Origin of the sequence: Phormidesmis priestleyi ULC007 (genome assembly GCF_003003695.1) — a bacterium.
Taxonomy (GTDB): Bacteria; Cyanobacteriota; Cyanobacteriia; order Leptolyngbyales; family Leptolyngbyaceae; genus Phormidesmis_A; species Phormidesmis_A priestleyi_A.
The window spans coordinates 1-23,749 of record NZ_PVWG01000048.1; the positions used below are offsets into that span (position 1 = coordinate 1).

30 protein-coding genes, 1 tRNA gene and 1 pseudogene are annotated in these 23,749 nt (G+C 49.0%); 19 read left to right on the plus strand and 13 right to left on the minus strand.

Features of this window, described 5'->3' with window-relative positions; all coding sequences use genetic code 11:
• Together C7B65_RS22730 and C7B65_RS22735 are read left to right on the plus strand one after the other, a co-directional pair.
• Positions 1-185 (plus strand): annotated as a pseudogene (locus tag C7B65_RS22730) (photosystem II q(b) protein); the annotation flags it as partial.
• Between the two features lie 254 nt (positions 186-439).
• Positions 440-2,026 carry a B12-binding domain-containing radical SAM protein gene (locus tag C7B65_RS22735; protein ID WP_073071461.1) on the plus strand — a complete coding sequence of 529 codons (1,587 nt, stop codon included), beginning with the start codon at positions 440-442 and terminating at the stop codon, positions 2,024-2,026.
• Between the two features lie 92 nt (positions 2,027-2,118).
• On the opposite strand, the gene C7B65_RS22740 is transcribed toward C7B65_RS22735, so the two are convergent.
• The gene (locus C7B65_RS22740) at positions 2,119-2,814 is read right to left on the minus strand and encodes a lysophospholipid acyltransferase family protein (RefSeq protein ID WP_073071462.1); all 696 of its coding nucleotides are present in this window, start codon (positions 2,812-2,814) and stop codon (positions 2,119-2,121) included.
• Positions 2,815-3,189: 375 nt separating this feature from the next.
• On the opposite strand from C7B65_RS22740, the gene C7B65_RS22745 reads away from it, so the two are divergent.
• Positions 3,190-3,262: transfer RNA gene (locus C7B65_RS22745), tRNA-Glu, on the plus strand.
• Positions 3,263-3,291: 29 nt separating this feature from the next.
• Here the strand turns inward: C7B65_RS22745 and C7B65_RS22750 are convergent.
• From C7B65_RS22750 to C7B65_RS22775, 6 genes are all read right to left on the minus strand, one after another.
• Complete coding sequence (locus C7B65_RS22750) at positions 3,292-4,053, minus strand: site-specific integrase (protein WP_223257367.1); 762 nt, start codon at positions 4,051-4,053, stop codon at positions 3,292-3,294.
• Positions 4,054-4,297: 244 nt separating this feature from the next.
• Positions 4,298-4,585, minus strand: coding sequence for a hypothetical protein (locus C7B65_RS22755; protein ID WP_073071466.1), 288 nt, complete (start codon positions 4,583-4,585; stop codon positions 4,298-4,300).
• A 103-nt stretch (positions 4,586-4,688) separates the two neighbouring features.
• Positions 4,689-4,919, minus strand: a complete 231-nt coding sequence (locus C7B65_RS29700) for a LexA family protein (RefSeq protein WP_073071468.1) — start codon at positions 4,917-4,919, stop codon at positions 4,689-4,691.
• A complete protein-coding gene (locus tag C7B65_RS22765) occupies positions 4,916-5,227 on the minus strand; it encodes a hypothetical protein (RefSeq protein ID WP_073071469.1) in 312 nt (103 codons plus the stop codon). Before C7B65_RS22765 ends, C7B65_RS29700 begins: the two co-directional genes overlap by 4 nt.
• Positions 5,227-5,643 carry a hypothetical protein gene (locus C7B65_RS22770; protein ID WP_073071471.1) on the minus strand — a complete coding sequence of 139 codons (417 nt, stop codon included), beginning with the start codon at positions 5,641-5,643 and terminating at the stop codon, positions 5,227-5,229. The genes C7B65_RS22765 and C7B65_RS22770 overlap by 1 nt, the downstream gene beginning before the upstream one ends.
• 127 nt (positions 5,644-5,770) lie before the next feature.
• Positions 5,771-6,025: a helix-turn-helix domain-containing protein gene (locus tag C7B65_RS22775; RefSeq protein WP_073071473.1), complete on the minus strand. Its 255-nt coding sequence runs from the start codon at positions 6,023-6,025 to the stop codon at positions 5,771-5,773.
• A gap of 240 nt (positions 6,026-6,265) precedes the next feature.
• Here C7B65_RS22775 and C7B65_RS22780 point away from each other — a divergent pair, with 240 nt between their 5' ends.
• The 15 genes from C7B65_RS22780 (at position 6,266) to C7B65_RS28095 (ending at position 16,985) form a co-directional block, all read left to right on the plus strand.
• The gene (locus C7B65_RS22780; protein WP_073071475.1) at positions 6,266-6,484 is read left to right on the plus strand and encodes a hypothetical protein; all 219 of its coding nucleotides are present in this window, start codon (positions 6,266-6,268) and stop codon (positions 6,482-6,484) included.
• A gap of 75 nt (positions 6,485-6,559) precedes the next feature.
• Positions 6,560-6,703 (plus strand): hypothetical protein, encoded by a 144-nt coding sequence (locus C7B65_RS28090; protein ID WP_181314481.1) that lies wholly within the window; start codon positions 6,560-6,562, stop codon positions 6,701-6,703.
• A 133-nt stretch (positions 6,704-6,836) separates the two neighbouring features.
• A complete protein-coding gene (locus tag C7B65_RS22785) occupies positions 6,837-8,735 on the plus strand; it encodes an AAA family ATPase (RefSeq protein ID WP_073071477.1) in 1,899 nt (632 codons plus the stop codon).
• A gap of 97 nt (positions 8,736-8,832) precedes the next feature.
• Positions 8,833-9,168, plus strand: coding sequence for a hypothetical protein (locus C7B65_RS22790; RefSeq protein WP_073071478.1), 336 nt, complete (start codon positions 8,833-8,835; stop codon positions 9,166-9,168).
• 220 nt (positions 9,169-9,388) lie between these two features.
• Positions 9,389-9,694, plus strand: coding sequence for a hypothetical protein (locus tag C7B65_RS22795; RefSeq protein WP_073071480.1), 306 nt, complete (start codon positions 9,389-9,391; stop codon positions 9,692-9,694).
• Positions 9,694-12,465, plus strand: a complete 2,772-nt coding sequence (locus tag C7B65_RS22800; RefSeq protein WP_073071482.1) for a hypothetical protein — start codon at positions 9,694-9,696, stop codon at positions 12,463-12,465. The genes C7B65_RS22795 and C7B65_RS22800 overlap by 1 nt, the downstream gene beginning before the upstream one ends.
• Positions 12,465-13,289 (plus strand): hypothetical protein, encoded by an 825-nt coding sequence (locus C7B65_RS22805; RefSeq protein WP_073071484.1) that lies wholly within the window; start codon positions 12,465-12,467, stop codon positions 13,287-13,289. Before C7B65_RS22800 ends, C7B65_RS22805 begins: the two co-directional genes overlap by 1 nt.
• Before the next feature lie 130 nt (positions 13,290-13,419).
• Positions 13,420-13,950, plus strand: coding sequence for a hypothetical protein (locus C7B65_RS22810; protein WP_073071486.1), 531 nt, complete (start codon positions 13,420-13,422; stop codon positions 13,948-13,950).
• Positions 13,950-14,225 (plus strand): hypothetical protein, encoded by a 276-nt coding sequence (locus C7B65_RS22815; protein WP_073071488.1) that lies wholly within the window; start codon positions 13,950-13,952, stop codon positions 14,223-14,225. Before C7B65_RS22810 ends, C7B65_RS22815 begins: the two co-directional genes overlap by 1 nt.
• Positions 14,222-14,677, plus strand: coding sequence for a hypothetical protein (locus C7B65_RS22820; RefSeq protein ID WP_073071490.1), 456 nt, complete (start codon positions 14,222-14,224; stop codon positions 14,675-14,677). Before C7B65_RS22815 ends, C7B65_RS22820 begins: the two co-directional genes overlap by 4 nt.
• Before the next feature lie 12 nt (positions 14,678-14,689).
• Entirely contained in the window at positions 14,690-15,010 is a 321-nt protein-coding gene (locus C7B65_RS22825) for a hypothetical protein (protein ID WP_073071491.1), read from the plus strand.
• Between the two features lie 5 nt (positions 15,011-15,015).
• A complete protein-coding gene (locus C7B65_RS22830; protein ID WP_073071493.1) occupies positions 15,016-15,327 on the plus strand; it encodes a hypothetical protein in 312 nt (103 codons plus the stop codon).
• Complete coding sequence (locus tag C7B65_RS22835; protein WP_073071495.1) at positions 15,327-16,532, plus strand: hypothetical protein; 1,206 nt, start codon at positions 15,327-15,329, stop codon at positions 16,530-16,532. Before C7B65_RS22830 ends, C7B65_RS22835 begins: the two co-directional genes overlap by 1 nt.
• The gene (locus C7B65_RS22840; RefSeq protein ID WP_073071497.1) at positions 16,529-16,843 is read left to right on the plus strand and encodes a hypothetical protein; all 315 of its coding nucleotides are present in this window, start codon (positions 16,529-16,531) and stop codon (positions 16,841-16,843) included. Before C7B65_RS22835 ends, C7B65_RS22840 begins: the two co-directional genes overlap by 4 nt.
• A complete protein-coding gene (locus C7B65_RS28095; RefSeq protein WP_181314482.1) occupies positions 16,836-16,985 on the plus strand; it encodes a hypothetical protein in 150 nt (49 codons plus the stop codon). Before C7B65_RS22840 ends, C7B65_RS28095 begins: the two co-directional genes overlap by 8 nt.
• Positions 16,986-17,132: 147 nt before the next feature.
• Here the strand turns inward: C7B65_RS28095 and C7B65_RS22845 are convergent, their stop codons facing one another.
• Positions 17,133-17,459 carry a site-specific integrase gene (locus tag C7B65_RS22845; protein WP_073071498.1) on the minus strand — a complete coding sequence of 109 codons (327 nt, stop codon included), beginning with the start codon at positions 17,457-17,459 and terminating at the stop codon, positions 17,133-17,135.
• A 38-nt stretch (positions 17,460-17,497) separates the two neighbouring features.
• A complete protein-coding gene (gene uvrC, locus C7B65_RS22850) occupies positions 17,498-19,450 on the minus strand; it encodes an excinuclease ABC subunit UvrC (RefSeq protein ID WP_073071500.1) in 1,953 nt (650 codons plus the stop codon).
• Positions 19,451-19,677: 227 nt separating this feature from the next.
• Here uvrC and C7B65_RS22855 point away from each other — a divergent pair, with 227 nt between their 5' ends.
• Positions 19,678-19,878, plus strand: a complete 201-nt coding sequence (locus tag C7B65_RS22855) for a hypothetical protein (protein WP_073071502.1) — start codon at positions 19,678-19,680, stop codon at positions 19,876-19,878.
• Between the two features lie 106 nt (positions 19,879-19,984).
• Here the strand turns inward: C7B65_RS22855 and C7B65_RS22860 are convergent, their stop codons facing one another.
• From C7B65_RS22860 to C7B65_RS22875, 4 genes are all read right to left on the minus strand, one after another.
• Positions 19,985-20,392 (minus strand): response regulator, encoded by a 408-nt coding sequence (locus C7B65_RS22860; protein WP_073071504.1) that lies wholly within the window; start codon positions 20,390-20,392, stop codon positions 19,985-19,987.
• A 212-nt stretch (positions 20,393-20,604) separates the two neighbouring features.
• On the minus strand, positions 20,605-22,728 hold the full coding sequence (locus tag C7B65_RS22865; protein WP_073071505.1) for a cation:proton antiporter: 2,124 nt from the start codon (positions 22,726-22,728) through the stop codon (positions 20,605-20,607).
• Positions 22,729-22,800: 72 nt separating this feature from the next.
• Positions 22,801-23,457 carry an HAS-barrel domain-containing protein gene (locus tag C7B65_RS22870; protein ID WP_073071507.1) on the minus strand — a complete coding sequence of 219 codons (657 nt, stop codon included), beginning with the start codon at positions 23,455-23,457 and terminating at the stop codon, positions 22,801-22,803.
• Between the two features lie 12 nt (positions 23,458-23,469).
• Complete coding sequence (locus C7B65_RS22875; protein WP_397428390.1) at positions 23,470-23,673, minus strand: NAD(P)H dehydrogenase subunit NdhS; 204 nt, start codon at positions 23,671-23,673, stop codon at positions 23,470-23,472.
• Positions 23,674-23,749: the final 76 nt, after the last annotated feature.

The window sequence follows — 23,749 nt, forward strand, 5'->3', positions numbered from 1 at the left end:
TCAACTTCAACCAGAGCATCATTGATTCGCAGGGACGAGTGATTAGCACTTGGGCGGATGTGATCAACCGAGCGAACCTGGGGATGGAAGTGATGCACGAGCGGAATGCCCACAACTTCCCGCTTGACCTAGCATCGGGCGATGTGGCACCTGTGGCTTTGTCTGCGCCTGCTATCCACGGTTGAGCTTTCCTTGGTAGAATCGGTCTGACATAGAAAAGCCCTCCACTTGCGTGGAGGGCTTTTTGCTGGGACGCGTCAGAGATTTCGTTCAGCGATCGCCCTCTAGCTTTAACCTATTAATAAATAGTGATGTGCTGGTGGAACATTTTTCTAATAATCAAGTCTCTCTTAAGAGTTGAGAAAGGCTTGACTAGTATCGCTACTCTATAACCTCATGGATCGCAGCTTGATTCAATTCCATACTAGCTAGGCTTAACATGAACGTTTTACTTTTGTATCCTCTCTTCCCTAAAAGTTTTTGGTCATTTGAGAAAACGCTGGCATTGCTTGACCGGAAAGCAATGCTGCCACCCTTGGGGTTAGTCACCGTTGCTGCAATGCTGCCACAAGAGTGGAAGTTTAAGCTAGTCGATCGCAATGTGTCTCTAGTCACAGAAGCGGAATGGGCTTGGGCAGATTTAGTAATACTTTCTGCCATGATTGTGCAGAAAGAGGATTTGCTCGATCAGATTCAAGAGGCAAAGCGTCGGAACAAGCAAGTTGCTGTGGGTGGACCTTATCCAACCGCACTGCCAGACGAAGCAAAGCTGGCAGGCGCTGACTACTTGATTTTAGATGAGGGAGAAATCACGCTGCCCTTATTTATCGAAGCAATTGCACGAGGCGATCGTTCTGGCATATTTCGATCGGATGGGGTTAAACCAGATGTGACCCAAACCCCGGTTCCCCGATTTGACTTGCTCGAATTTGATGCTTACGCTGAGATGTCAGTTCAGTTCTCGCGGGGGTGTCCTTTTCAGTGTGAATTTTGCGACATTATTGTACTCTATGGTCGCAAACCTCGAACCAAAACTCCTGAACAACTGTTGGCAGAACTCGATCGTCTCTATGAACTCGGCTGGCGACGCAGCATTTTTATGGTAGATGACAACTTTATCGGTAATAAGCGTAACGTCAAACTCTTTCTCAAAGAACTCCAGCCTTGGATGATAGAACATCACTATCCTTTTTCCTTTGCTACAGAAGCCTCTGTTGATCTCGCGCAGGATCAAGAACTGATGGATTTGATGGTACTCTGCAATTTTGGTGCTGTCTTTTTAGGCATTGAAACCCCAGATGAAGATAGCCTCGCCCTGACTCAAAAATATCAGAACACACGAGATTCGCTCAGTGACGCAGTACATACCATTACTCGCACGGGGCTACGAGTCATGGCAGGATTCATTATCGGGTTTGATGGAGAAAAACCAGGAGCCGGGGCGCGCATCGTTAAATTTGTAGAAGAAACGTCCATTCCGACGGCGCTGTTTAGCATGCTGCAAGCGCTCCCCGATACGGCACTTTGGCATCGACTTGCAAAAGAAGGCAGGTTACGCAGCAAGTCTGCCAACATCAATCAGACTACCTTAATGAACTTTGTGCCAACCCGACCTCTAGAAGGCATTGCTCAAGAATATGTTGAAGCATTTTGGCAGTTGTATGATCCTGAACGGTTTCTCGATCGCACTTATCGTCACTATCGTCTTCTAGGAGAAGCAACCTATCCTAATAAGGGCAAAGCAACCCGAAAGAATGTGAATTGGATCATGATCCGGGCGCTCTTGACGATTTGCTGGCGGCAGGGCATCGTTCGCAAAACTCGCTGGCAGTTTTGGCGCAACCTGGGGAGTATGTATCGTCATAATCCCGGAGGAGTGAGCAGTTATTTAGCGGTCTGTGCCCAAATTGAGCATTTTATAGAATATCGCCAGATTGTCCGTGATGAGATCGGGGTTCAGGTAGATGAGTTTTTGAAAGGAGAGGTTGAGCTTCGACAGCAAAACGTTACAAAAGCCGTTGCCTAGAAGATGTCTCATCACTCATTATAAGAAGCCCAGAAGGGACAAACTCAGTTCCTTCTGGGCATAATACAAAGCTTAGATCCTGTCCTCGAAAGTTAGCCTTTTTCTTCAATTCCACAGGCATTTAAATCTTGAAGTGTACGTTCGAGATCGGTGGTCAACTGCTTTGCTGCCAGTTTAGAAGATTGAGAACTGTAATCAGCCACCTTAAGCGGGGCACCAATGCAAACCCTGACCGTTGATCTCCAGGGAACTGAAGGGCAGCTATAAGAGATATTAATGGGTACGATCTGAATTCCCAGACCAGCCTGGCTTGCTTCTGATTGCAGAGCTAGACGCGCCAGACCAGGTTGCAGTCGATTGAGCTTACACGATCGGTTTCCCCGCAAGTCGCCCCCCTCTGGAAAGATCACCAACACCTCCCCGTTTTGCAGCAACTCAACACTATAACGAAGACTGGCGATCGCGGGATGGTTTGTGTTGATCGAAAACCCTCCCAACCGTCTAATAAACCAACCCTGAAGTCCCCTCACTTCGTCTGCCGTCACCATGAACCGTAATGTCCGTCCTGTGATGTCTTGACCTGCGGCGTAAGGCACCATGAAAGCATCCCACCTCGAACGATGCGTTGGAGCTAAGATTACCGGGCCTTTCGCCGGAAGATGCTCTCGACCTGATACTTCGATTCGTCGAAAATAGAACGGAAGCAATCCATAGCGCCCCATTGGGTAGACTAGAGAAGCCAGCCAAGGTGAGAGACGAGAACTCGCAAAATTCGCCTTTGCATTCATTGGGGGATGGGAAGCGTTTCTACCAGTCCTTTTATTCTGCTTGATCGTCAAGTGATTTTCATCGACCTGACAGTTTGTTGGCAAAACAACGTCAGCCGCTTTTGGATGCGTGGAAGGGCTATCACAATCGGAATTCAGCGAGGTCATGGGGTTGAGCGAGATCATGAGCGCAGTAGGAAACGAGTAGAGGCTTCGTAAAGCGGGTAGACATACCCCTTGTTTTTAACTTAATAGGTTTTGTAATCCTTGCGTTTTCTGAGAGGACACTTCTAGGGGTGGCTATTTATGTGAGTCTACATCGTCATTTCTAGGGATTTGAGTCTAGGGGTTGACAAACCCAGGGCGATCCGCTAACGTGATTAAAGTGTGAAATACGCCCCCATCGTCTAGAGGCCTAGGACACCTCCCTTTCACGGAGGCGACGGGGATTCGAATTCCCCTGGGGGTATGCAGCTAAATGTAAGAAGGGCAAGACTTTTAACGGTCTTGCCCCTCTTCTTTTTTTGCGGTTTCTTGCCTCACTGGTGGGCGCGGTCGATCGTCTCGACTCAATATCAACTCATAGGCGCGCTGGTGAATGGTGGCATTGATCCATCGATGATAGATGCGTTCATGCACCTCACGAGAATGTCCCATCTGTTTGGCTGCTAACCCAATGTCTAGCCCGTATTCCAGCGTTCTGATTGCCCATCGGTGACGGAGATCATAGAGATGAAAGGGCAAGCCGAAATCACTAAAGTAGGCGGTTGCACTATGCCCTACCCGATCGTTGGTTCGGTCTAGCTGGATGTTGGGCAGCCGCACCAGGGAGAGGTCGAATTGCTCGAACCATTCAGGGTGAAATGCCCAGACTTGACGGCTCCCAGTCTTAGTGTCGTTCTCAACCCAGAGAATGCGATCTCCAAGCCTCAGCTGAGGCAGGTCAAGTCTGAAAGCCTCATGGGGTCTGAGTCCGTATGTTGCCAACATTCCATAAACCCATTTCCAGTTAGGATTTTTGAGGCGATCGTACCAATCAACAATTAGATCGTCACTGGGAATATTGCGAGGGGAAACGCTTTTAGAGGAGTACTTTCCTTTGTAGGGTGAGGGGTCATAGTTGAGTTTTGCAAAGTGGGCAAGCTGTCCAGCTACCATACAAGCTCGGATGCGAGTGCGAGTATTAACCTCGGTTGATATTACTAACTTATGCAGCAGTTTAGGAGTTAGATTCGCTTCTGGAGGAAGGAGTTTTAGCATTTTCCAGTACTCTGTTCTCCAGGTGGTTTCAGAGCTACCACGCTGGAAATAATCCTCCTTGAATTTCTCAATCCAATAACTACAATTGCGCTGCATTTCTGATAGAAACTGGCAGTAAAAACGCACGAAAAAGTACGTCGATCGTGGATACGATGACGGAATAACTATTAATTTGAGTCTCTGCGACAGGTAGCCGCTATTGGCTATCTGTTTCGCCTATGCTCAGGCTCGTCAGGCAGAACGCTTACTCCTGAGTGCGTTCACCGTCTCGTCTCAGGAGATAGTCAAACAGTCGATCCATGCGTTCGATCGCGGCGTTGATCGAGGTTATTGCGCTGTCGGTGTGCTGCATATATTGCAGTTGCACATCTGCTAAACGATCGACGGCTTGCATGGTGGATCTTAACTGTTGCTGATTTTCAAAGGTGATATCAACTAATCGATTTAGAGAAACTTTGACATCAAGCATGTCAACTTCTAAAGATTCAACTCGATCTGTGAGATTGTTTGATTGTTCTGGATTGTTAGACATAATAGAAAGGTGATTTTAACTGTTTTGTTTTTAATCCCCTTCAGACTGGAATCTGAAGGGGATTTTTAACGGGCGCAAGTTGTGAGGAAAGGACGATCGCTAACTACTCAGGTAGTAACCGCAATCGACCTTTTTGAATTAGATGGTTGAGGCGTGATATCAGGGGTAGCGGTGACCTGAAACCGAACTTCTTAACCATCGCACTCGAACTAACTTGCGCGGAACCTTCCATCACCAGGTTATGCAGAAAATCTAAAACGGCTGCCTGTGCGCTGGTGAGTGGGGTATCAGAATGTAGAATTTCAACCTCTACTGAATCGATTGAAATTTTCATTTGTGATCTTCCCTCCCAATGATTTTGATATCAGCATAACGGGTGGACTCGTAGAAAGTCTCGTTCTCTTCTTGAGTGGAGTAACCTACTCCGCCAGCATCTCGATTAACGGCTTTGCCATCAGAGCGATCGTGACTAGACTGATTGTGATCCTCGTCAAAATTGCCCCAGTCTGAGATGTTAGAGCGCGGGTCTACACCCTCTTTGCAATTTTTGGCGATGTAATCTCGCGCATCTTCTCCGGTGTCATCCTTAGCGAATGAGTCGCTGTCGTCACCGCCGCCAAAAAGGAAGTTGAAAATTCCCATTAGTTTCGAGCCTCCATAGAGACAGCCCGATCGCCGCTGTAATTCACAATGACAAACGCACCGTTAGAACGCTCAAACCATTCTGAATTGCCATTTGTATAAGAGGGGGCACCGAAGCGCCGCCGCATGGCGTGGAAGGATTGTGGGAATCTCAGATGATTCATCGCATAGACTTCTGAATCTGTGATTCCACCAAAGGAGCTATATACAGTGGCTCCTGACCGTAGTGCTGAGTTGATGGGGACATCTGGGAACTTGGTAGTAGGAGGTCGATTATCGCCACCTAACCCGTTGACAGCATTCTTGAAAATGTCTCCGAAGTCGTCGTAGGTCATGGAGATCGCAGCGGGTGCCACAATCAAGATCGATGCTGCAACGATCGCACTGAGCGATCGTCTGTGTGCTGAAAGTTTCATAATGTAAGTGCCTCTCTTTGGGGTAAAGCCAGGGCGGGAGTGTCGAGCTGCAAGCCCTGGCTGAGAATTTGAACGATTAGTTAGTGACCTCCTATCGGTGATCGTCTAGCGCTGAAGTGTAAGCAGATTACGCTTCAGCGCTTTTGTTTGGAGACCTGTAAGTTTCATTGAAAGCTTCAACCAACTCATCAATGGTTAAGCCAGACGCATCCATGATCAGCTTTGTTTGAAAGAAGGTTAGGCGCGGCACCTGAACCCCTCTCTCCCAATTGCTGACGGTAGATATGGTGACACCAAGAAGGTCGGCAAACTGTCGCTGAGTCATCCCAGCTAGCTTTCTAACGTTCATCAGGTTTAAGGGTTGATCATTCTCTTCACTCATATTAGAGTTAACTCGTATGAGAGTCAACTTTTATTGATCAACTCGTATACGGCTCACTAAACAACAATATGCAGCGCAAAGCCCACACGTTCAGCACGTGTTGTCTAGTTGCCTAGGAGTTTTGTTTAGAGGTATGCAGCGCCCCTAGTGTGAATCCCCATTCTTCTATAGCGCTGCCGTCTCCCAATGATCGCTCAAACCCTTGCCCCTTGATCAATCCAGCCATTTTTAGGAGAGCCAATGACCCAAAACAAACCGATCAACGACTTCATCGCCTCTTTTATTCCTCAAACCGAGGGAGGCGAAGAACTGATTCTCAAACTATTCCGATCACTTCCCGTAGAGCGGCAATCAGCCGTCTTAGCCGAGCTTCACGCGCTGCTGGCAGACGACGGCGACAAAGCCAAGTTCGCTCAACTGAGGAGCTTAATTGATTCGTGGGAAAACCCCAGCACATAAAAAAGCGATCGCTCTCCCCAGACGGCAGTGCGATCGCCTTCAATACTTTATTTCTTATCACCTAGAGGATATCGCATGACACCGCTAATGCAGCTAATTTCGTCACTCACCGACGATGAGAAAATTCAACTGATCAGCATCCTCTCAGAAAAAATGCTCTATCCAGAGACGATCGACGCTGCCAAGCGATTGATTCGAGCGATCGTCAACCACATCTAAACAGCAAAAAACCTGATTGCGGCTTCCAAGGGCTTCCAATCAGGTTTTTGGGTTATGCATACCCGCTATCCAGTAGACCGCGTTTACTGGGCTTTTTTGACAGCAAATACACGTAAAACAGTGAGATAAAACGATGGTAGCAGATTTCATTCCACCGATCCGAGATGGCATTTCAGACCTCGAAATTCAAACACGACGGGAGGTCGAGGGACAGATTCTATCGGCAGGCTTAAAGCAGACCTATGACAACGCCTACGGCAAATTTGAGTTAGCAGCGTATGCAAGGTCAATGGGGATTCCGATCGAGACGGTCGAACAGATCGCCCAGGAGCTTGCCTATCGTCAGATGAAGATTGACTTAGAAGAGTCAGAGTTTGTCGGCATGGTTTCGCAGGTTCGCAAAATTGAAGCACTGCCAGACGCGGGGTTTCGAGAATGGAAACTGAGCAAGCTCTCCAGGCGATATAAATTGTCACGAAGCGAGATGATGAATGCCTATAACAAAGCCCTCATTCATCAGTCCGCACTCACCCCGATGTCACTGAGCCAACTTAAAGAAGCCTTTGGTCAGTCGGTACAGTGGACGGTTCACGGATGGTTTCCAGCCGGGGTGACGATGTTGATCCACGGTCACGGGGGCACCGCAAAAACGTTGTTTCTCTATGAAGTGGCAGCGGCGATCGCCAAAGGTCAGCCGTGGAATGGCTACCCCGTCTCTCAAGGTGAAGTCCTAATTCTGCAAGCCGACGAGCCGCCTCACATCACCCACGAGCGACTCGAAACCCTAGAGATCACCGACGATGACCCGCTCCGCGTCTTTCCCGGATGGCAAGTCGAGGCGATGCCACAACTAGAGGCTTACCTCTCAAAGAACCCCGTCAAATTCATCCTGGTAGACTCCAACACCTCAACCAATCGCAACACCTTGATCTCGGAGAACGATGTTGAATATGCGCGGCCCATGCTGCAACTGTCCGATCTGGCATCACGGCACGGCTGCACAATCTGCGTCATTCACCACTCCAATGCCAACGGAGACGCGAGAGGCACCAAAGCGCTGCACAACTCAGTCTCAGAAGTCTGGGCACTGAGCGTCAGCAATGAAGCCACAGGCGAACGCCTCATCCGCATCCAAAAAAATCGAGTTGGACGGGCACCAGGTCGCTACAGATTTGACTTCGACCCCACTGCCAACAGCTTCACCTATCAAGGGGAAGCTGGCGACGAAAACAGCGATGCAGCCAGCACAGAGAAAAAGATTGAGCTATGGCTAAACGAGGATGAGCATCGAGGCGTTCCCTACGAGGCAGAAGAACTTGCCCACGAATTGAAGATCAACATCAACACAGTGCGAAAGCTTCTCTATGAGCTTTGGGCAAAAGGGATAGTTCAACGAGAGAAGAAGGGCAAGAAGTTTTTATACCACGTTGGAAATTTGCCGCAAGAATATCCAACTGATCGCAAAATATTAACTGATCGATTGAATTCTCCAACTGAGCGATGGGGTCGATCAGTTGGAGACCCCTGTGTTTCCAACGGTTTCGAGCCAACTGATCAACTGATCGATGAAAATGGCGATTTTTCACTAATGCGAAACGCCAAAAACGCCGATCAGTTGATCAGTTGGGATGAAAAGCAGACTGAGCAAGAATCTACAACTGATCGGTCAACTGATCGGCTCAAAAAGCCAACTGATCAGTTGGCTCTTATTGACAATGCCGATCACTTGGATGATCACTTAGTGCAAGTCGGTGATGTCGTAATACCGAACACTTCCGCTACGTGGAGCCGTCGTGGAAGCACTAGGATCGATTCTAAAGAATTGCCACCGAGCAAGAAGTCTGCACTGGTCATCCCTATCAACGAGATGGGGTCAGTCATGTTTGACGAATTGCGGCAGCCGAGCAGGGTTGTAGCGATCTTGGGCGACGACGATCGCGTGAAGGTTCGCAACCAGGTGACGGGTAGAGATAGCGTGTTTGAGATCAACGACGTGCAGATTTATGCGAAAGCAGACCGACAGATGAAATAGCGATCGTCTGGAAAGGTCGATCGCCCGGTTGGGATAAATAGGGAAATCCCCCGCAGGTAGCTCTGAGAGGGATTATGCTGTTTCTCCTTGATTTACTATGCCCTTGCAATCTGCCATCTTCACACCACGCGAGATCGCCTGGTGCTTTGTGATAGTGATTTCGTCTATCTATTCACTATTCTTGTTGATTAATGCGGCGTATGATGAAGCCGCTCGGAACCCAACCCCACGACGGTACAAGCGACGAAAGATTAGAAAAGGAGAGTTCAACGAACTTGATAACTTGGGGGTGCCGATGGAAATTCTTGCACTGACTCACAATAGAGAAACGGCTTATCGACTCTACAACGACGTGAGATGGCGCTACTCTGCTCAATCTGCTCAGTGGATTTGGGACAAGGTTAAATGGGACATTATTCGCGATCGGCATTGACGATTTAAACATCCGGTTGAAATTTCCACCGGATGTTCTGCTAAATCCGCAGAAGTCCCACGAGGGAATGGGGTTTCTAGCGATCGACGCTAACGATAGAATCACTGTTCCAGGGTTTGTAGTTTCGTACTACAAACCCTTTTTAGTCCGGTTTTAGTCCATCGGTGTACTACATGGGTAGTTCTGGGATTACTGAAGACAATCCCTACCAGATTAAAAAATGACTGCTATCACTATCGCTACTGACATTCCTAGCTCGATCGTCACCCTTGAACAGCTCCACGCTTGGAGTGGGTTGACCCTCTCGCGCATCAATCCCTCTCTCGCAATCCTAGAGGCTGAAAACTTTGCCCAGTACGTGATGCAATCTGGCATTTTTAGCGCGGCTGACAACTCTAATCGGCTGCTCACTCGTGCGTCCCTTGCGCTCGATATGAACTACATCAGCGATCGTTCTAAAAAGCTGTGGATGTTTGCAAACGAATTTTCTGCTGTGGCAATCCCTGCTGCATTTAAGGGGAACTGATGGCAGGACCCGCTAACGATCCTTCTAGCCAATCGGCGATCGAGAGATTTAGAGACACCTACAATCAGCCAGCAGCCAACGGAAACGATGGATACTTCAAGGTTCCAAACCGTACCCCGCCGCCACCGCCGCCATTCTCTCCCCCCAAACCTCAGAAGATTGTAGAGAATTCGTACAGTCGAGAGCAACGATTTGGGCAGGGGTTTACGTCCGGCCGTTCCCTCAAAGACAATCCGGGTTTTAGAAACCCGATCTCCGCCAATCAAGGCAACCTCCCGACCTCTGGAGGGGGGCAAAGCCTAGCACCCCAAGCGCCGATCACCCGTGCTGGAGGGGCTGCCGGATTTGCGAGCGGAATCGGGCAAAATGTTGTGCAGGGGGTTGCCCAACAGGGTCCAAATTATCTAAATCCCAGCAATCCGAACGGCATTTTTGCGCCCGATCCTAGATACGTAGCAGCAAAAAAATCATGGGAGCGACAATCTAGCCTACCGCCCGGTTTTTCAATGGGCCCTAAGGGATCGACACCCAACCCTTTAAGCCCTGATTTTTGGAATCCACTAAATCCGATTAGCCCGTTCAACGAGCGCAGTCCCTTCCACCCGTTTGATGTCTTTGGCAAGGAGGATATGTGGGAGGGTCACCGACGTGGTGATAACTACTACCCAGATGAGCAAATGGGTCCCCAGCAAAACTTCAAAGAGATGGGCCCACTCAGCCCGAATTCTGTAAGGGCACCCAACGCCACGGGCAACGCACCCCGAAACACGAATCTCCCCCCGTGGCTCGATCCATTTAAGGACACCTCAAAAACTGGGGAATCGATCCCTGAAAATAGCGGCAAACCCAATGCTGAGTCTAAGCGATGGTTTCCTCGCCCAACTTTGATCAGGGTTTGGTCGCCCAACAATGGCCGCTACGTAACGATTGGGGCGCTCTCTTATAGCGTTACGGAGGTGCCCAAACATCTATATTCAGGGCCTCCCCCTGTGCTGAGTGCGAGAAATAGTAACTTCACCTATCTCCGAGACGGAAAAGACGGATACACGATTGAATGGACATACGTTAAATCTACCAATCCGGTAGAAATAGGTACAGGCAGCATTGTTATCGAGCCGTGGACACTTCAGAATCTTGGGCCCAATCCAGCCGAGACAACGCCCAATCCAGGAGTACCCGAAAATCGCATTCCAGAAACCAATCAGCCATTCTTTCCTCCCCTCCCTAAATATCTAGACGATGTAGCGCAGCCTTACCCCCCAACAATTCTTGACCCTAACGATTTCCGATCGCCCAAGAATCAGCCACTCTCCCCCATGTTCCCCCCGGAATTGGCACCGATTCCTAAGCCGCTCGATCCCCTTCAAAAGCCTGAAACACCTTTGGCACCGGGAACCCAACCCACAAAACCGCCTGAAGATGATACGGTTCCCAAGGTTCCGCCGTTACCCTTCAACCCGCTTCAATCACCAGCGCCGCCTAACCCGATTCAAGATCCTCCACCCTTTGAGCCGGGGCCGGTGAATCCTAATCAACGGCTGAACGATCGGGGCATCTTCCCTGCAACTAAGGCAACCATCACACCGACCGTTTCGGGTAGCCCACTCTCACCCGATGTCGAAATCGGTGGCGATCCGGTTCGGCTAGTTCCCCCATCTCCCAAAATCACTAAGCCACCGACAACGACAGCCCCAGAGACCCCTGAGCAAAAGAAAAAGGATGAGGAGAGAACCCTACCTTTCCCGCTACTTCCGCCTATTTTTCCGAAACCGACTGGGCCCACTGGCACGATCGACCCGCAAACGGCTGACGATATCACCAAGAGCAAGAATCCGCCGCCTCCACCTGTGGGCACTAAGCCCAAATGTCAGGACGGCTGTATGGCGGGGTTAGAGACGGGGCAACAGTCAATCCTAGACAAACTTAATGGGAACGGTAACGGCTTAAATGTTGGATTGAATGCGGCTGAATTAGGATTGTTGAACACCATCAATAACAAGATGGGTGAGCAACTTATTGGAGGATTAGCAGGAAAACTAACAAGATTTAGTAAGTGGATGCAATTCGATAGGATTATGAATGTGTTCATCCTGATTGGTGTTCTGCATAACGCCGCAATGCTATCCAGATCAGCAGCGGAAACAATCGGTGAACTCACATCGCAAGCGCTAACCGTAATTGGAATTAAAGGCGATGACAATCAACCGATTGATGTAAATGAAATCATTGGGAAACAAGCCAACGTGTTTATGAGTTCAATACTAGGAGAAACCGTTTGGAACGGAACTAAAGAGAGTTGGCAGAAAGCAAATAGGATTATTTCTACTGCTAGTAACATTATCTCAACAGTCCGTTCAATTGCAGATAGTACAAGAGACGTAATGGAGTGGACAGCAGAGAATACAGGCAAAATCGGAAATGCTCTCAAACGTTGGCGTGTTGTTGGCGAAAATGCTTACAAGTGGATGCCCGAAAGAGTTACAGCACAAGGAAAGTGGCATCGAAGTATCGACAAGGCTGTTGAAGGTATTCAATCTGTTGAGGATGCTGCTAGTTCTCTCGCTGGTGCAGTTGGTAATGTCCGCTCGATTCAAGAAGATTTCACAGAAGTGAAGGAACAAAAGGCAAATTTTGACAAAGCACTTAAGGAGGCAACTCCGAAAAGCGGAACAGAAAACGATGCAACAAAAGCCAAAGCAACCGCAGAAAAAGCCGCTAGTGCGTCACCTGTTTTAGCAGTAACAGATCGTGCGAAAGGAGATGCACCGTAATGCCGTTACCGAACGATTACAATGCAGCCGAACATCTGCAAGACACAATCAAACGAGTCTATAACGGTGAGGTTCGTGAATGGTTCGCAGATGTCATTGGAGAACAGTTAGATCTCTCTACACCACGCGCTAGTTTAAAGACGGCTTGCACACATCAGGAGGCAGATAGCACCGACATGACAGTTTCGCGACAACTACTTTTTGACATGGTGATTAAGCAGACGTTTAAGACAGTTAGCGGCGGCTCTGAACGAGATTTAAACTACACAATCTTGAGAAAAACAAAGCCGATTTTAAAGCTTTATTTCTTGGAAGATCATATCGATACTGACCCTGACTATCGGCAAGTTGAAGGAGTTATCGGTGTCCGATTGATGGGTCAAACTAGCACCACTTTGAGCAAGACAGAAGCGATCGCCTATGGCAACAAAGTAAAAACCCTGTTCGGCACTGGCAAGGGTTTCTCGTGGAAGAAGGGGAAAGAGATGTGTAGCTACAGCGATTGGGCTAAGGGCTATCAGCTACAGCTATTAGTCCGAAACGAGACGGAAGGGAAGCGGATTGTAGAGCAGGTTCTCGATATTCAAGGTCATTCCCCTGATTGGGAATTTCTGAATATGTCAGTCAACTCAGAACCCTCTCAGGCGTTCCCGACCATTCCACCCAGGGAGACAATTCTAGGGAAATCCCACAAATTATCTCGACGGCGACCCATTTCTGAGGTCTTCTTTCAACACGCCTCGATCAAATTGGCAGGGTTGCCGAAACCCGTCTACATCTACGATCGGTCGGGTCGAATTCCTGACGCATTGGTTCATCGCTGAAACTCTGTTTGTCCCAGCCATAGCGCGAAAAGGTTTAACCGTTCCGCAATTTGCTATAGCGGTTTTCGAGTGAGTAAAAGGCTAACTAGATTCACAACTGCAACCCCATTACTCTCACGGTTACTGACTTATGCCTAGACAACGTTTTTCAGCAGTGCTGCGCGGATATCGCGGTCAAGCTGCACGGGATAAATTCATTCAGCACTTACAGGGACTAGGAACGCAAGGCGACAACATCGGCACCAAAGGCAACCGCCCCCCATCAATCGACCTCTATATCGAGCCGTTTGCTCTGCCCCTTGGGACAAACACGCTCGTTAAAGTTTCAGCGTTGCGTCCTTCATGGGATTTGCTCAAAGGCGGCTCTGAGGTTTCGAGCCGGGTCAAAACAGTATTAAGTGGCTCCGAGGTTTCGATCAAGCTGTCTCGTTACTCAGCCGCTCGTGTCGTGCGTCGTCAAACCACAGGCACGACGGGCACTGCAAAAACTTCTAAGCTCACTGGATTGAAATACCTGCACTACAACACCGAAACCGCGTCCGTTCCTTTCGGAAAGAAAACGGGCGATCTCGGTGCGTTTGCAGTGTTTCAGGAGATCTCAACCCAGAACGAAGGTTCGTCTACAAACCTCAAATACACTTTTATTGACGAAAACGTCTAATGCACGTCTTAGAACCGTTTCTACCTGATTTGAACCTCACGCCAGATCACTCCCTCTCGGACATCGAGGCTGAATGCAAAGCCCTTTCACAAGTGCAGCGCATGACATCGGACTTTCTGAGAGGTGAGCTAGACCTGGACACGCTCGACGATTGCCTGTTTGGTTATGGCGTTGATCCGAACGAGTATTGGGGCATCGTTGAAGACAACGTTGACGCTGTGATCGAGTCAGGGACGGCTCTAGAGGATCAACATCTGATTGTGATTGCGCGATGAGTCATCCGGTTCTGTCGCTCAATAATGTTGAGAATTGGCAACTGTTTCACCGTCAGATTTATCGCTCTCAGGAGTCAGTCAACCAGGGAAGGGTCAGGGGACACATCCCGATTCCGCCCCAGACGTTGCCCCTTTTGAGCGATCGCAACATTTTGGCGGCGGGCTGCCACAGCGATAAGGCTAAATCAACTTGGTTCTCAGGCGGTTGGCTGACTCCGGTAGTTGCTTGTGGGGGGGAATTTCTAGAGGCTGATTTTGGCTTCTACCGCTTGCCGCTTAACTCCGTGCGGTTGATCATCATTCCTCCCATTGCCCAAAGCTATAAGCTTCGATTCCAAGTCCCGGCATGGTTTGAGGAGATTTCTTTGAGCATTTACCAGTACATCGGAACTGAAACAGACAGCACGGAAGACTTGATCCGCGAATTGCAAACGCAAATTAGCCAACCTTAAACACTTTTCGCCATGCCCATTTCTTCGGGCAATAGCCCAAATTCAGCACCCAAAACGAAACCGATTCGTAAAAATGCAACGGCATCTAGAGGGGTGAGTCGCCTACTCGAAACGAATATCAAGCGAGTTGGAGCAACGATCGTCAATCACGCCAATACCACGCTGTATCTCGACTTCGATGCGACTGTTTCCGATAGTGATTATTGGATCGCGCTTCCTCCAAACGCGCTCTATGAAATGCCTTACAGCACGGGTGAAGAGATTTATGGGACGTGGGTTTCTGGCGACATTGTTGAAGGCAAGGCTTTGATTAGAGATTTTATTGAGGTCTAGAGAAAATGGCACTTTTCAACCCGATGGCGATCGCGGCTCCATCAAGCAGCGCTGCGATCGGAACACCCACAACCGTTGCATCTGCAATTACCAGCAATATTCTTCTAGCGACAAATGCAGCTAGAAAGGGATCGACTATATACAACAGCAGTACTTCAAGGCTCTATATTGCACTTGGTGCAGTCGCCACTACTTCGGCTTTCACCGTTTTTCTGGAACCAGGCGGATATTATGAAACGCCTTTTTGGTTCACCGGAACAATTCACGGGATTTGGACGGCTGCGAACGGCAATGCGTTGGTGACGGAGCTGACCTAATGCCTGTTAGCAATCCCTATCAATCCGGATCAGGGACGGTTGATGCTGCAAACGTAACGAACCTGCAAGAGTATGTTGTAGATTTTGTTGCTCAAGCGTTGCAATCCTCGGATCTCACGGTTAACTACGATGATGCCGCCGGGGTCATTCAGTTAACGGGCAACACGAACAACCAGGGCTTAGTCTGGCAATCGATCACGACTAACACCACACTCAGCCCCAATTACGGCTATTTTGTGGATCTTTCTGCAAGTCCTGGTAACGCCGATCTCATTCTTCCTCCTAATCCAGTACCGGGGCAGGTGATCAGCCTCATCTATATCGGTGCTACCTCTTTGCTCAAAAAGGCGATCGTTCGTCGGAACGGCCAGCCGATCAATTCGGCCGCGATCGACCTACAGCTTTACACCAAAGATCAGCGCCTCACGCTTACCTATGTCAGTGCTGCTGTGGGATGGTTTGCGGAGAGTGCGCGGGCGATCGAGGCGTTTCAACCAAGCGTTGTTTTATCCCGTCCAGCGTCAACTACCTCTGCTCAAAATGGGATTCTGAACTATCTGGGAACCAATTTAAACACGGGCACCTATCTAAACCCGTTCTCACCCTCTACGAACCCGCTTCGACCCAGGCGCGCTATATTTTGCGCTCGATTGGGATGGACTAATGTAAATCTGAGCATATTGAGTGCAGATAAAAGCACCACGGCCACAGCCGCGATCCGAATCGATCCGACTACTGATTCTGCTAGTTTTTTCGTCCTTTTTTACAATTCCGAAACCAAGGCACCGATTCAAGTAAAGCTCAGTGCCATTTATATCCAATTTACTTCAACGGGGGGAACCTACATCCCTAAGACGCTCAATATTAGAGGGGCTAAAAATCTAGGGGTAAATCTTGCGCTATCGGATGTAGAGGCGAAAATTTCACCCGCTCAATCTCAGTTGCCTCAGGCAGATTCGAGAATCATTGTTTCCCCCGATTGGACGAACCTGGCAACCTTTACAGATGCCAACACTGGCTTCAGTGGCAACTATTACGGCAATTCAGGATCAAATCCCACGGTTAGCAAATTTTATGATCTGAATGCGGCTGACTTCTACCCCGCTTATATGATTACCTCTCTGCCTTCCGTGGTGAATGGCACGGCATTCGAGGGATGGGAAATCAGGCAGATGGAATTTTACGGGGAGGTGATCGCCTCGTGAACCCCCAATTTGATACGAAAACTCTCATCTCACTTGCTACTTTTCTGGCTGGTGCCGGATCGGCCGTATGGGGAATGGTGCGCTTCTATGCGGATGGCGAAAAGAAGCGCTATGCAGCAGAGCGAGACTTTACTCATCTGCGAAATAATCAAGAGCAAATGAAAACTCAGATCGCTTCACTGGCAAAAGAAATCGATAGCTTAAGCGACGATATGAAAACACATCTCGCTGTTTTCAACGTTATGCTGAGTCAAAGAGGCGAGAGCGTTTCAGGTATTTTGGGCTATAAAAAAAGGCGTGATGATGGCTAACATCAATATCGAGCTAGTACAAAATTACAGAGCCTTTATTCTGAACCTCCTTAAACAAGTGGATATCGATCGGGCAGAGATGGCGATCGCACTGGAAGAAATTGCTTCAGAGATCCGGGAAAGGAAACAACAGAGTGTATAGAGCAAAATAATCATTAGCGTGGTTTTGTCTCCGTTCAGAGCAAACTACCCCAAATCGGCGCGATCGCCCTCCTGTTGAGGGTCTGAGAGTTACTCTGATTCGAATTCCCCTGGGGGTATGCAGCTAAATGTAAGAAGGGCAAGACTTTTAACGGTCTTGCCCCTCTTCTTTTTTTGCGGTTTCTTGCCTCACTGGTGGGCGCGGTCGATCGTCTCGACTCAATATCAACTCATAGGCGCGCTGGTGAATGGTGGCATTGATCCATCGATGATAGATGCGTTCATGCACCTCACGAGAATGTCCCATCTGTTTGGCTGCTAACCCAATGTCTAGCCCGTATTCCAGCGTTCTGATTGCCCATCGGTGACGGAGATCATAGAGATGAAAGGGCAAGCCGAAATCACTAAAGTAGGCGGTTGCACTATGCCCTACCCGATCGTTGGTTCGGTCTAGCTGGATGTTGGGCAGCCGCACCAGGGAGAGGGCAAATCTAGGTCTTATATCCGCGTCCCTTAAACCGACGATCGCTCCTCTACATTTTCATCAGGCTGACTGGGATGGAAGTAATCGTAAATCTGCTGCGCCAAACGCGGCCCCACACCCGGAACCGTCGTCAACTGAGCCGGAGACGCTTCACGGATGTAATCGACCGAGCGAAACGTTGCCAAAAGCTGTTTCTGTTTGTGATGCCCCAATCCAGGAATCTCGTCGAGGCTTGATCGCCGCATCCGATCGCTGCGCTGCTGCCGATGGAAACTGACGGCAAATCGGTGCGCCTCATCTCGCAATCGCCGCAATAATTGCACTCCGGGCTGGTCTGCTTCGGTGGCGAGCGGCAGTGATTCACCCGGCAAAAAGATTTCTTCTCGCTGTTTGGCTAGACTCACGACTTTCACATCTTCTAGCAAGTTCATTTCTCGCAGCACGTTCACCACCGCTGAAAGCTGCCCTTTGCCCCCATCAATCATCACTAAATCAGGAAAATCAGCATAGGCGGATGTGTGAGACTTTAAAACCGAAGACTCGCTGCTCATCTGCTCACCTCTGGCTTTTGCCGCCCCATATTTGCGAAATCGACGACTAATTACCTCCGCCATGCTGGCAAAGTCGTCAGAGTGACCCGACATCACTTTGGGATTTTTAATTTTGTAGTGGCGATAGTGCTGTTTAGCGGGCAACCCATCCACAAAAACAACCTGAGAAGCGACGGCATCAGAGCCTTGAATGTGAGAAATGTCATAGCCTTCGATGCGTCGTGGCAACTCTGGTAAGTCTAAAATCTCTGCCAGGTCGAGCGTGGCTTGGGCGTTACGATCGGCAAATCGCTGCGTTCTTGCCAACTCATACTCAGCGTTGCGCTCGACCATTTCTAGCAGTTCTGCCTTCATTTGGCGTTGAGGAGCCACGATCGTCACTTTGCGCCCTTTTGCCTGCGTGAGAAATTCTGCCAGCATTTCGGTTTCGGGTAACTCGTGCTGCACCAAAATCTCAGCCGGAATCTCAACCGGATCGACGCTCTGATAATGTTCTTCTAAAACTCGCTGCAAAATTGCGCCAGGTTCACCCGATTGAGAGTCTGCCACAAACCCTAGTCGCCCGACTAAGCGACCCGCCCGAATTTGAAAGAGTTGGACGCAAGAGTGAGTGTCGTCGGCGGCGAGGGCGATCGCGTCTCGCGAAATCGTGTCATCGGGGAGGGCGACTTTTTGCTCAGCACCGAGAGATTTGAGTCCGATAATCTGATCGCGCAGACGAGCCGCGTGTTCAAAATTAAGGGCTTCAGATGCTTGCTCCATCTGATTAGTTAGGGTTTCTTCTAGTTCGCTCGTCCGTCCTTGAAAAATCATCGCTACTTTTTGAACTGTCTTGCGATATTCTTCAGACGTAATCATTGCCTGACAAACCCCCGGACATCGCCCAATATCGTAATTGAGGCAGGGACGATCTTTAAACAAAGGCTGAGGACGTTGGCGCAGCGGAAAAATCCGTTTGACTAAGTGCAGGGTGGTTCGCAGCGTACGAGAGTCTACATAAGGTCCATAATAGCGATCGCGCTCTTTCCCCATCCGTCGCTTGCGCGTGATGAAAATACGCGGATATTCTTCTGACCAGGTGATGCACAGATAGGGATACTTTTTGTCATCTTTCAGCAACACATTAAAGTGGGGCTGATGCTGCCGAATCAAATTCGCTTCTAAGGCTAAGGCTTCGGCTTCGGTGTCGGTGACAATAAACTCGACTTCGACCACCTGACGCAACATTAAGGCAATTCGAGGTCGCGTGTCGTGCCCGTTGAAATAAGAACGGATGCGCGATCGTAGCCGCTTCGATTTACCAATATAGAGAATCTGATCGCTGCTGTCACGCATATAGTAGACACCCGGCTCTTGGGGAATCTCTTTGATGCGGCCTTCGAGACGATCGGGGTCTTGAATTAAAGGAACTGTTTTGTTCGTTAGAGTCACAGTGATTTGACGAATTGATAACCGTTGCAGTTGTGCATCTTGCGATCGGGCGGTTGATCTTTTTAGCGAATATAATTGACTTGGAATTGCTCTTGGTTTAAAGACTTATCTTTATATTCACACCTCCATCTTGAATTTTAAACCCATGATCTCCACGATCTGTTCTCGCTCTTCTACGTAGTGGCTATATTGAAGTATCAATTCACACCTCTTACTACGTACCTTGTATGAACATAGATGAGTTTGAAGCTCAAACTCGCGACAGCTTAGAGAGAGCGCTCAATCAGCTACAAACTGCGACGTTGCTGCTGGCCGCTCTAGAAATTCAAGTTTTAGAATCAGGAAACACCATTAAGGATCTCAGTCAAATAGTTGAAACTTTTATTGCTCAACAAAGAGACAGGGACAGTATTTCTGGCTCAAATTAAAAGCGTGCCAATAGGCGCGGAGCCATCAAACTAGGCGAGTCTAGAAACTGTAGGGAACTGGAAACACCCTAGATTCTGACTCCCCTCGATCCGATCGTAGCTAAATTCAGTCGGGCGGGTCGCCAAGCTCCTCGCGAATCACATCAGTTAGTTGCGAAAGGCGAATCGGTTTTACCAAATAGCGACGAGCACCGAGATCAAGCGCACGCTGTTGGTCTCGCTGAAACGCATAGGCTGAAACCACGATCGTCGGAATTTGCTTCCAGTCATCCCGTTGTTGTAACTGCTCTAGCAGCACGTAGCCGTCGATCATCGGTAGCTTTAAGTCTAACAAAATTATTTGAGGGCGAAACTGCTCCAAGGTCTCCGCAATCTGAGTGCCTTCTGCCAAAGCAAACACCTCATAGCCGCAATAGCCTAGATAGTCACTCATTAAGCGCCGATTGGCTTCATTGTCCTCAATTAAAAGAATTCGTATCGGATCTGATCCAGAGCCTTCAATTGTTGTTATCACGCATGCACCCCTTGTTGACGACTATATTTTCGGTCAACTGTGAAAATTATCGGGAGCGATCGCGGCAGAATCAAGTCATTCCGCTAAAGCCTGTATAAATTTTCACATTGTTAGATGCTCAAAACTAAGCAGATTTAGTTGAATTTGCTGCGATTTCATTCTAAAGTTCCAAAGTGTAGATATCTCTTTAGAACGGTCTTAATGACAATAGCTTAACGGCTAGTCGGCGGGAAAGGTTCCTGGCGGTGCGGCTTTTCAGTTGACCAAACCAGCGATGGAGTGCGCTGCGGTTCTCCTAACATGACTACGGAACAAGTCATTTTCTGTGTAGCTTGGGCGGTAATGTCACTCACTGCCAGCCCTCCTCCACTCGTGTGGCGACGAGAGAAGCGCAAAATCACCAAATCGTAAGACTTAGAAGCCTGGACGATCGCCTTGGCCACATCATCATCTGGAATGATTTGAATAATGAAATCACTGGTTAGGGTGATTTTTTTTGCTAAGAGAGACAACTGAGACCGAATCCATGCCATTTTGCTAGGAGACGTAGTGCGATCGCAGATATGCAGCAGCGTGATCTGCCCGTGATTGGCAGCCGCCAGCACCTGAGCAAACTTTAAAACCGCGATCGACTGCTGAGTGAGATTCTCGATCGGCACCAAGAGCCGAGATAAATTCATCGGTGAATCGAGCAACCGAGTCACCGCCACCGGGCAGTGAGATGCCCACACAACACTATCAATCACGTTACCAAACAACCGAGCCTGAAAACTGGTGCGTCGCCCCCACCCAACGACGACAAGACTAGCATTCTGTTCTCGACTGGCGCGGCTGATGCCCTGAGCGATGTTGTCATCAATGCGAAGAATCGGCTCTGCAAAAACATCAAGGTTTCGGCTGACTTCGAGGGCGCTGGTCAACAGCCCTTGTTTTTGGGCGATCGCGGCATCGAGTTTCGGCACATCCATCCGAGGCTGGGAGAGCGCGATCGCGAGAGGCGCAATTCGTCCGCCTGCTTGCCTGACAATCATGGCGGCTAACTCTAATAGATTTCCTTCAGTGCGAGGATTATAGATGGGCACGATCACTAAAGGGCGCTCTTCCGAGTCTATCCATTCTTCAGGTTGGGCTTGCTCGACTAACGCGGTGTCTAAGGTAGTCAATTCAGCCGCGAATCGAGCCGTAAGAATGGGTCCTAACGTTGCGGTAACCAGCATTAAAACAATGACGCTATTCAAAACGCTCTCAGTCAACAGCCCGGCTCGATAGCCCACGAGGGTAGCGGCTAAAGTGGCAGCAACTTGCGGTAGCGAGAGTGACCACATCACCATCATTTCTTGCCAGTTATAGCGGTAGACCAGCTTTGCCAAGAGTGCTGCCCCCAACTTGCTGAGCATTAAGCCAACGACGATCGCGATCGTTAAACTCAATAGCTGTGGGGTAGTTAAACTCTGAACGAAAGCAGGAATGCGAATCAGCAGCCCCATATCGATAAAGAAAATGGGAATAAACAGCACACTGCCAATAAAGATGACTTTCTCTTTAACCGGGCTTTCTCCCAACACCCGATTGACTGCTAAACCTGACAGAAATGCGCCGACAATCTTTTCGACTCCAATCAGTTGGGCACCGACTGCCGCAAGAAAGACGGCTAGTAGCACAAATAAGAATTGATTTCCTTCTTCATCGCCAGTTCGCCGAAAGAATTCTCGCCCTGCCCGATCGAACCCTACCAACACCACAACAGTATAGAGAGCCAGTGATACCAACAGCGTCAACAGTTTGACTAAGGTAAAGTTGCCCGCATGAATGCCGATGCAGACGGCTAACACTAAGAGCGCTCCGATATCCGTAAAAATTGTGGCTCCGATCGTCACCGTGACTGCTTCATTGCCGACCACTCCCAGCCGACTGACGATCGGATAAGCCAGCAACGTGTGCGAGGCAAACAGAGACCCGATCAGAATTGAGGCGTTCCAATCAAACCCGAAGCTGCGCCCGACGATCGTGCCCGTAATCAGGGGCACCAAAAACGTAAAGGTGCCAAACCCGATCGATTTATTTCGAGTTCTGAAAAACTGATCGATGTCAACTTCTAGCCCCGCCACAAACATTAGATAAACTAGCCCGATGTCCGACAGCAGTTGCATCGTCTCAGACTCGTTTGAAAAAACTTGCAGCCCACTCGGGCCTAGCGCAACTCCGGCGGCTAACAGCCCAACTATCCCCGGTAGGCGTATCCGTTCAAACGCTAGCGGAACGATTAGGATCACTGCTAGCAAAATCATGAAGGAGACGATCGGTTCTCCTTGAAGCGAGTGTAAAGCAGAACCCATGCAGGTGAAGATGTCTTAAAGTTGACAATCCGAACTCTAGCAATAGCAGGTTAAGATTTTTAACAAATCTACCTAGAGGTGAATTTGACTCAGAATGACGCGCAGACGATCGTAGTCATCTTTGAGCAACAGACTCAGGGTGCGTCCTGCTTGCACGAGCCAGGGGCGATCGGCTTTTCGCAATTGATAGACTTCGCGAATCGTCGCCGCCGTTAACGCATCGACGGGTGCACCGCTGACATCAAGGAGCGTTCTTAAAAAATCTAACTGTTCACTAAAAGCGATCACCTCGTCAGGATCGCAGCCATAAACCGCTTGGTGAATTTGAGGCGGACGGGGTGGAAGATGTTGATAGAAAGCGGCTGACCCGTTGCGCTTCTCAGGGTTGGGACGATAACCGACGATCGCGGCTCGAAACTCGGTTTTGAGCATGGCAAAAATTTGGGGCTGCTGCTCTCGCAAATCATCTAGCGATAGCCCCAAAGCTCTGGCACGGTGAACTGAATCGATCGGGCTAGTAGTGGCATGATAAACCACTGCATAAATGAGATTTTTTGATTCGTCATCGACCGCTTTTACCCAACTTCCAAACGGGGGCATCACCGGAAAGCTCAAGTTTTCTGGCTCTAAGCATTGGGCTAAAAATTCGGTAGTTGAAGTCTCAATGACTTCGGCAATGTAGTTGGAAGGGCGGTTTTGAGCAGCAAACTGAGGCAGCGGAAGGCGCATAAGCGGGAGGAGTTATTTTGCTTTTTTCTTGCCTGCGGTTGGCTCAAGAACTTCGATTTCGGACATCCGAAAGGTGATGAGCTTATCCCAGATGCCCCCTTCAAACAAAACGGCGACCTTGCCATCACTAATGCGTTGAACTAACCCTTGAAACCCGTAGTAAGTATCGTTAATGTTGGTGACGCGGACGGCTGAACCTGGCAAAATCATAGTCATTGTTTAGAGAACGTTTATTAATAGTGTACTAGAGCCGTTTGAATTCAGTCATTGGTCATTTCAGACGATCGACTCG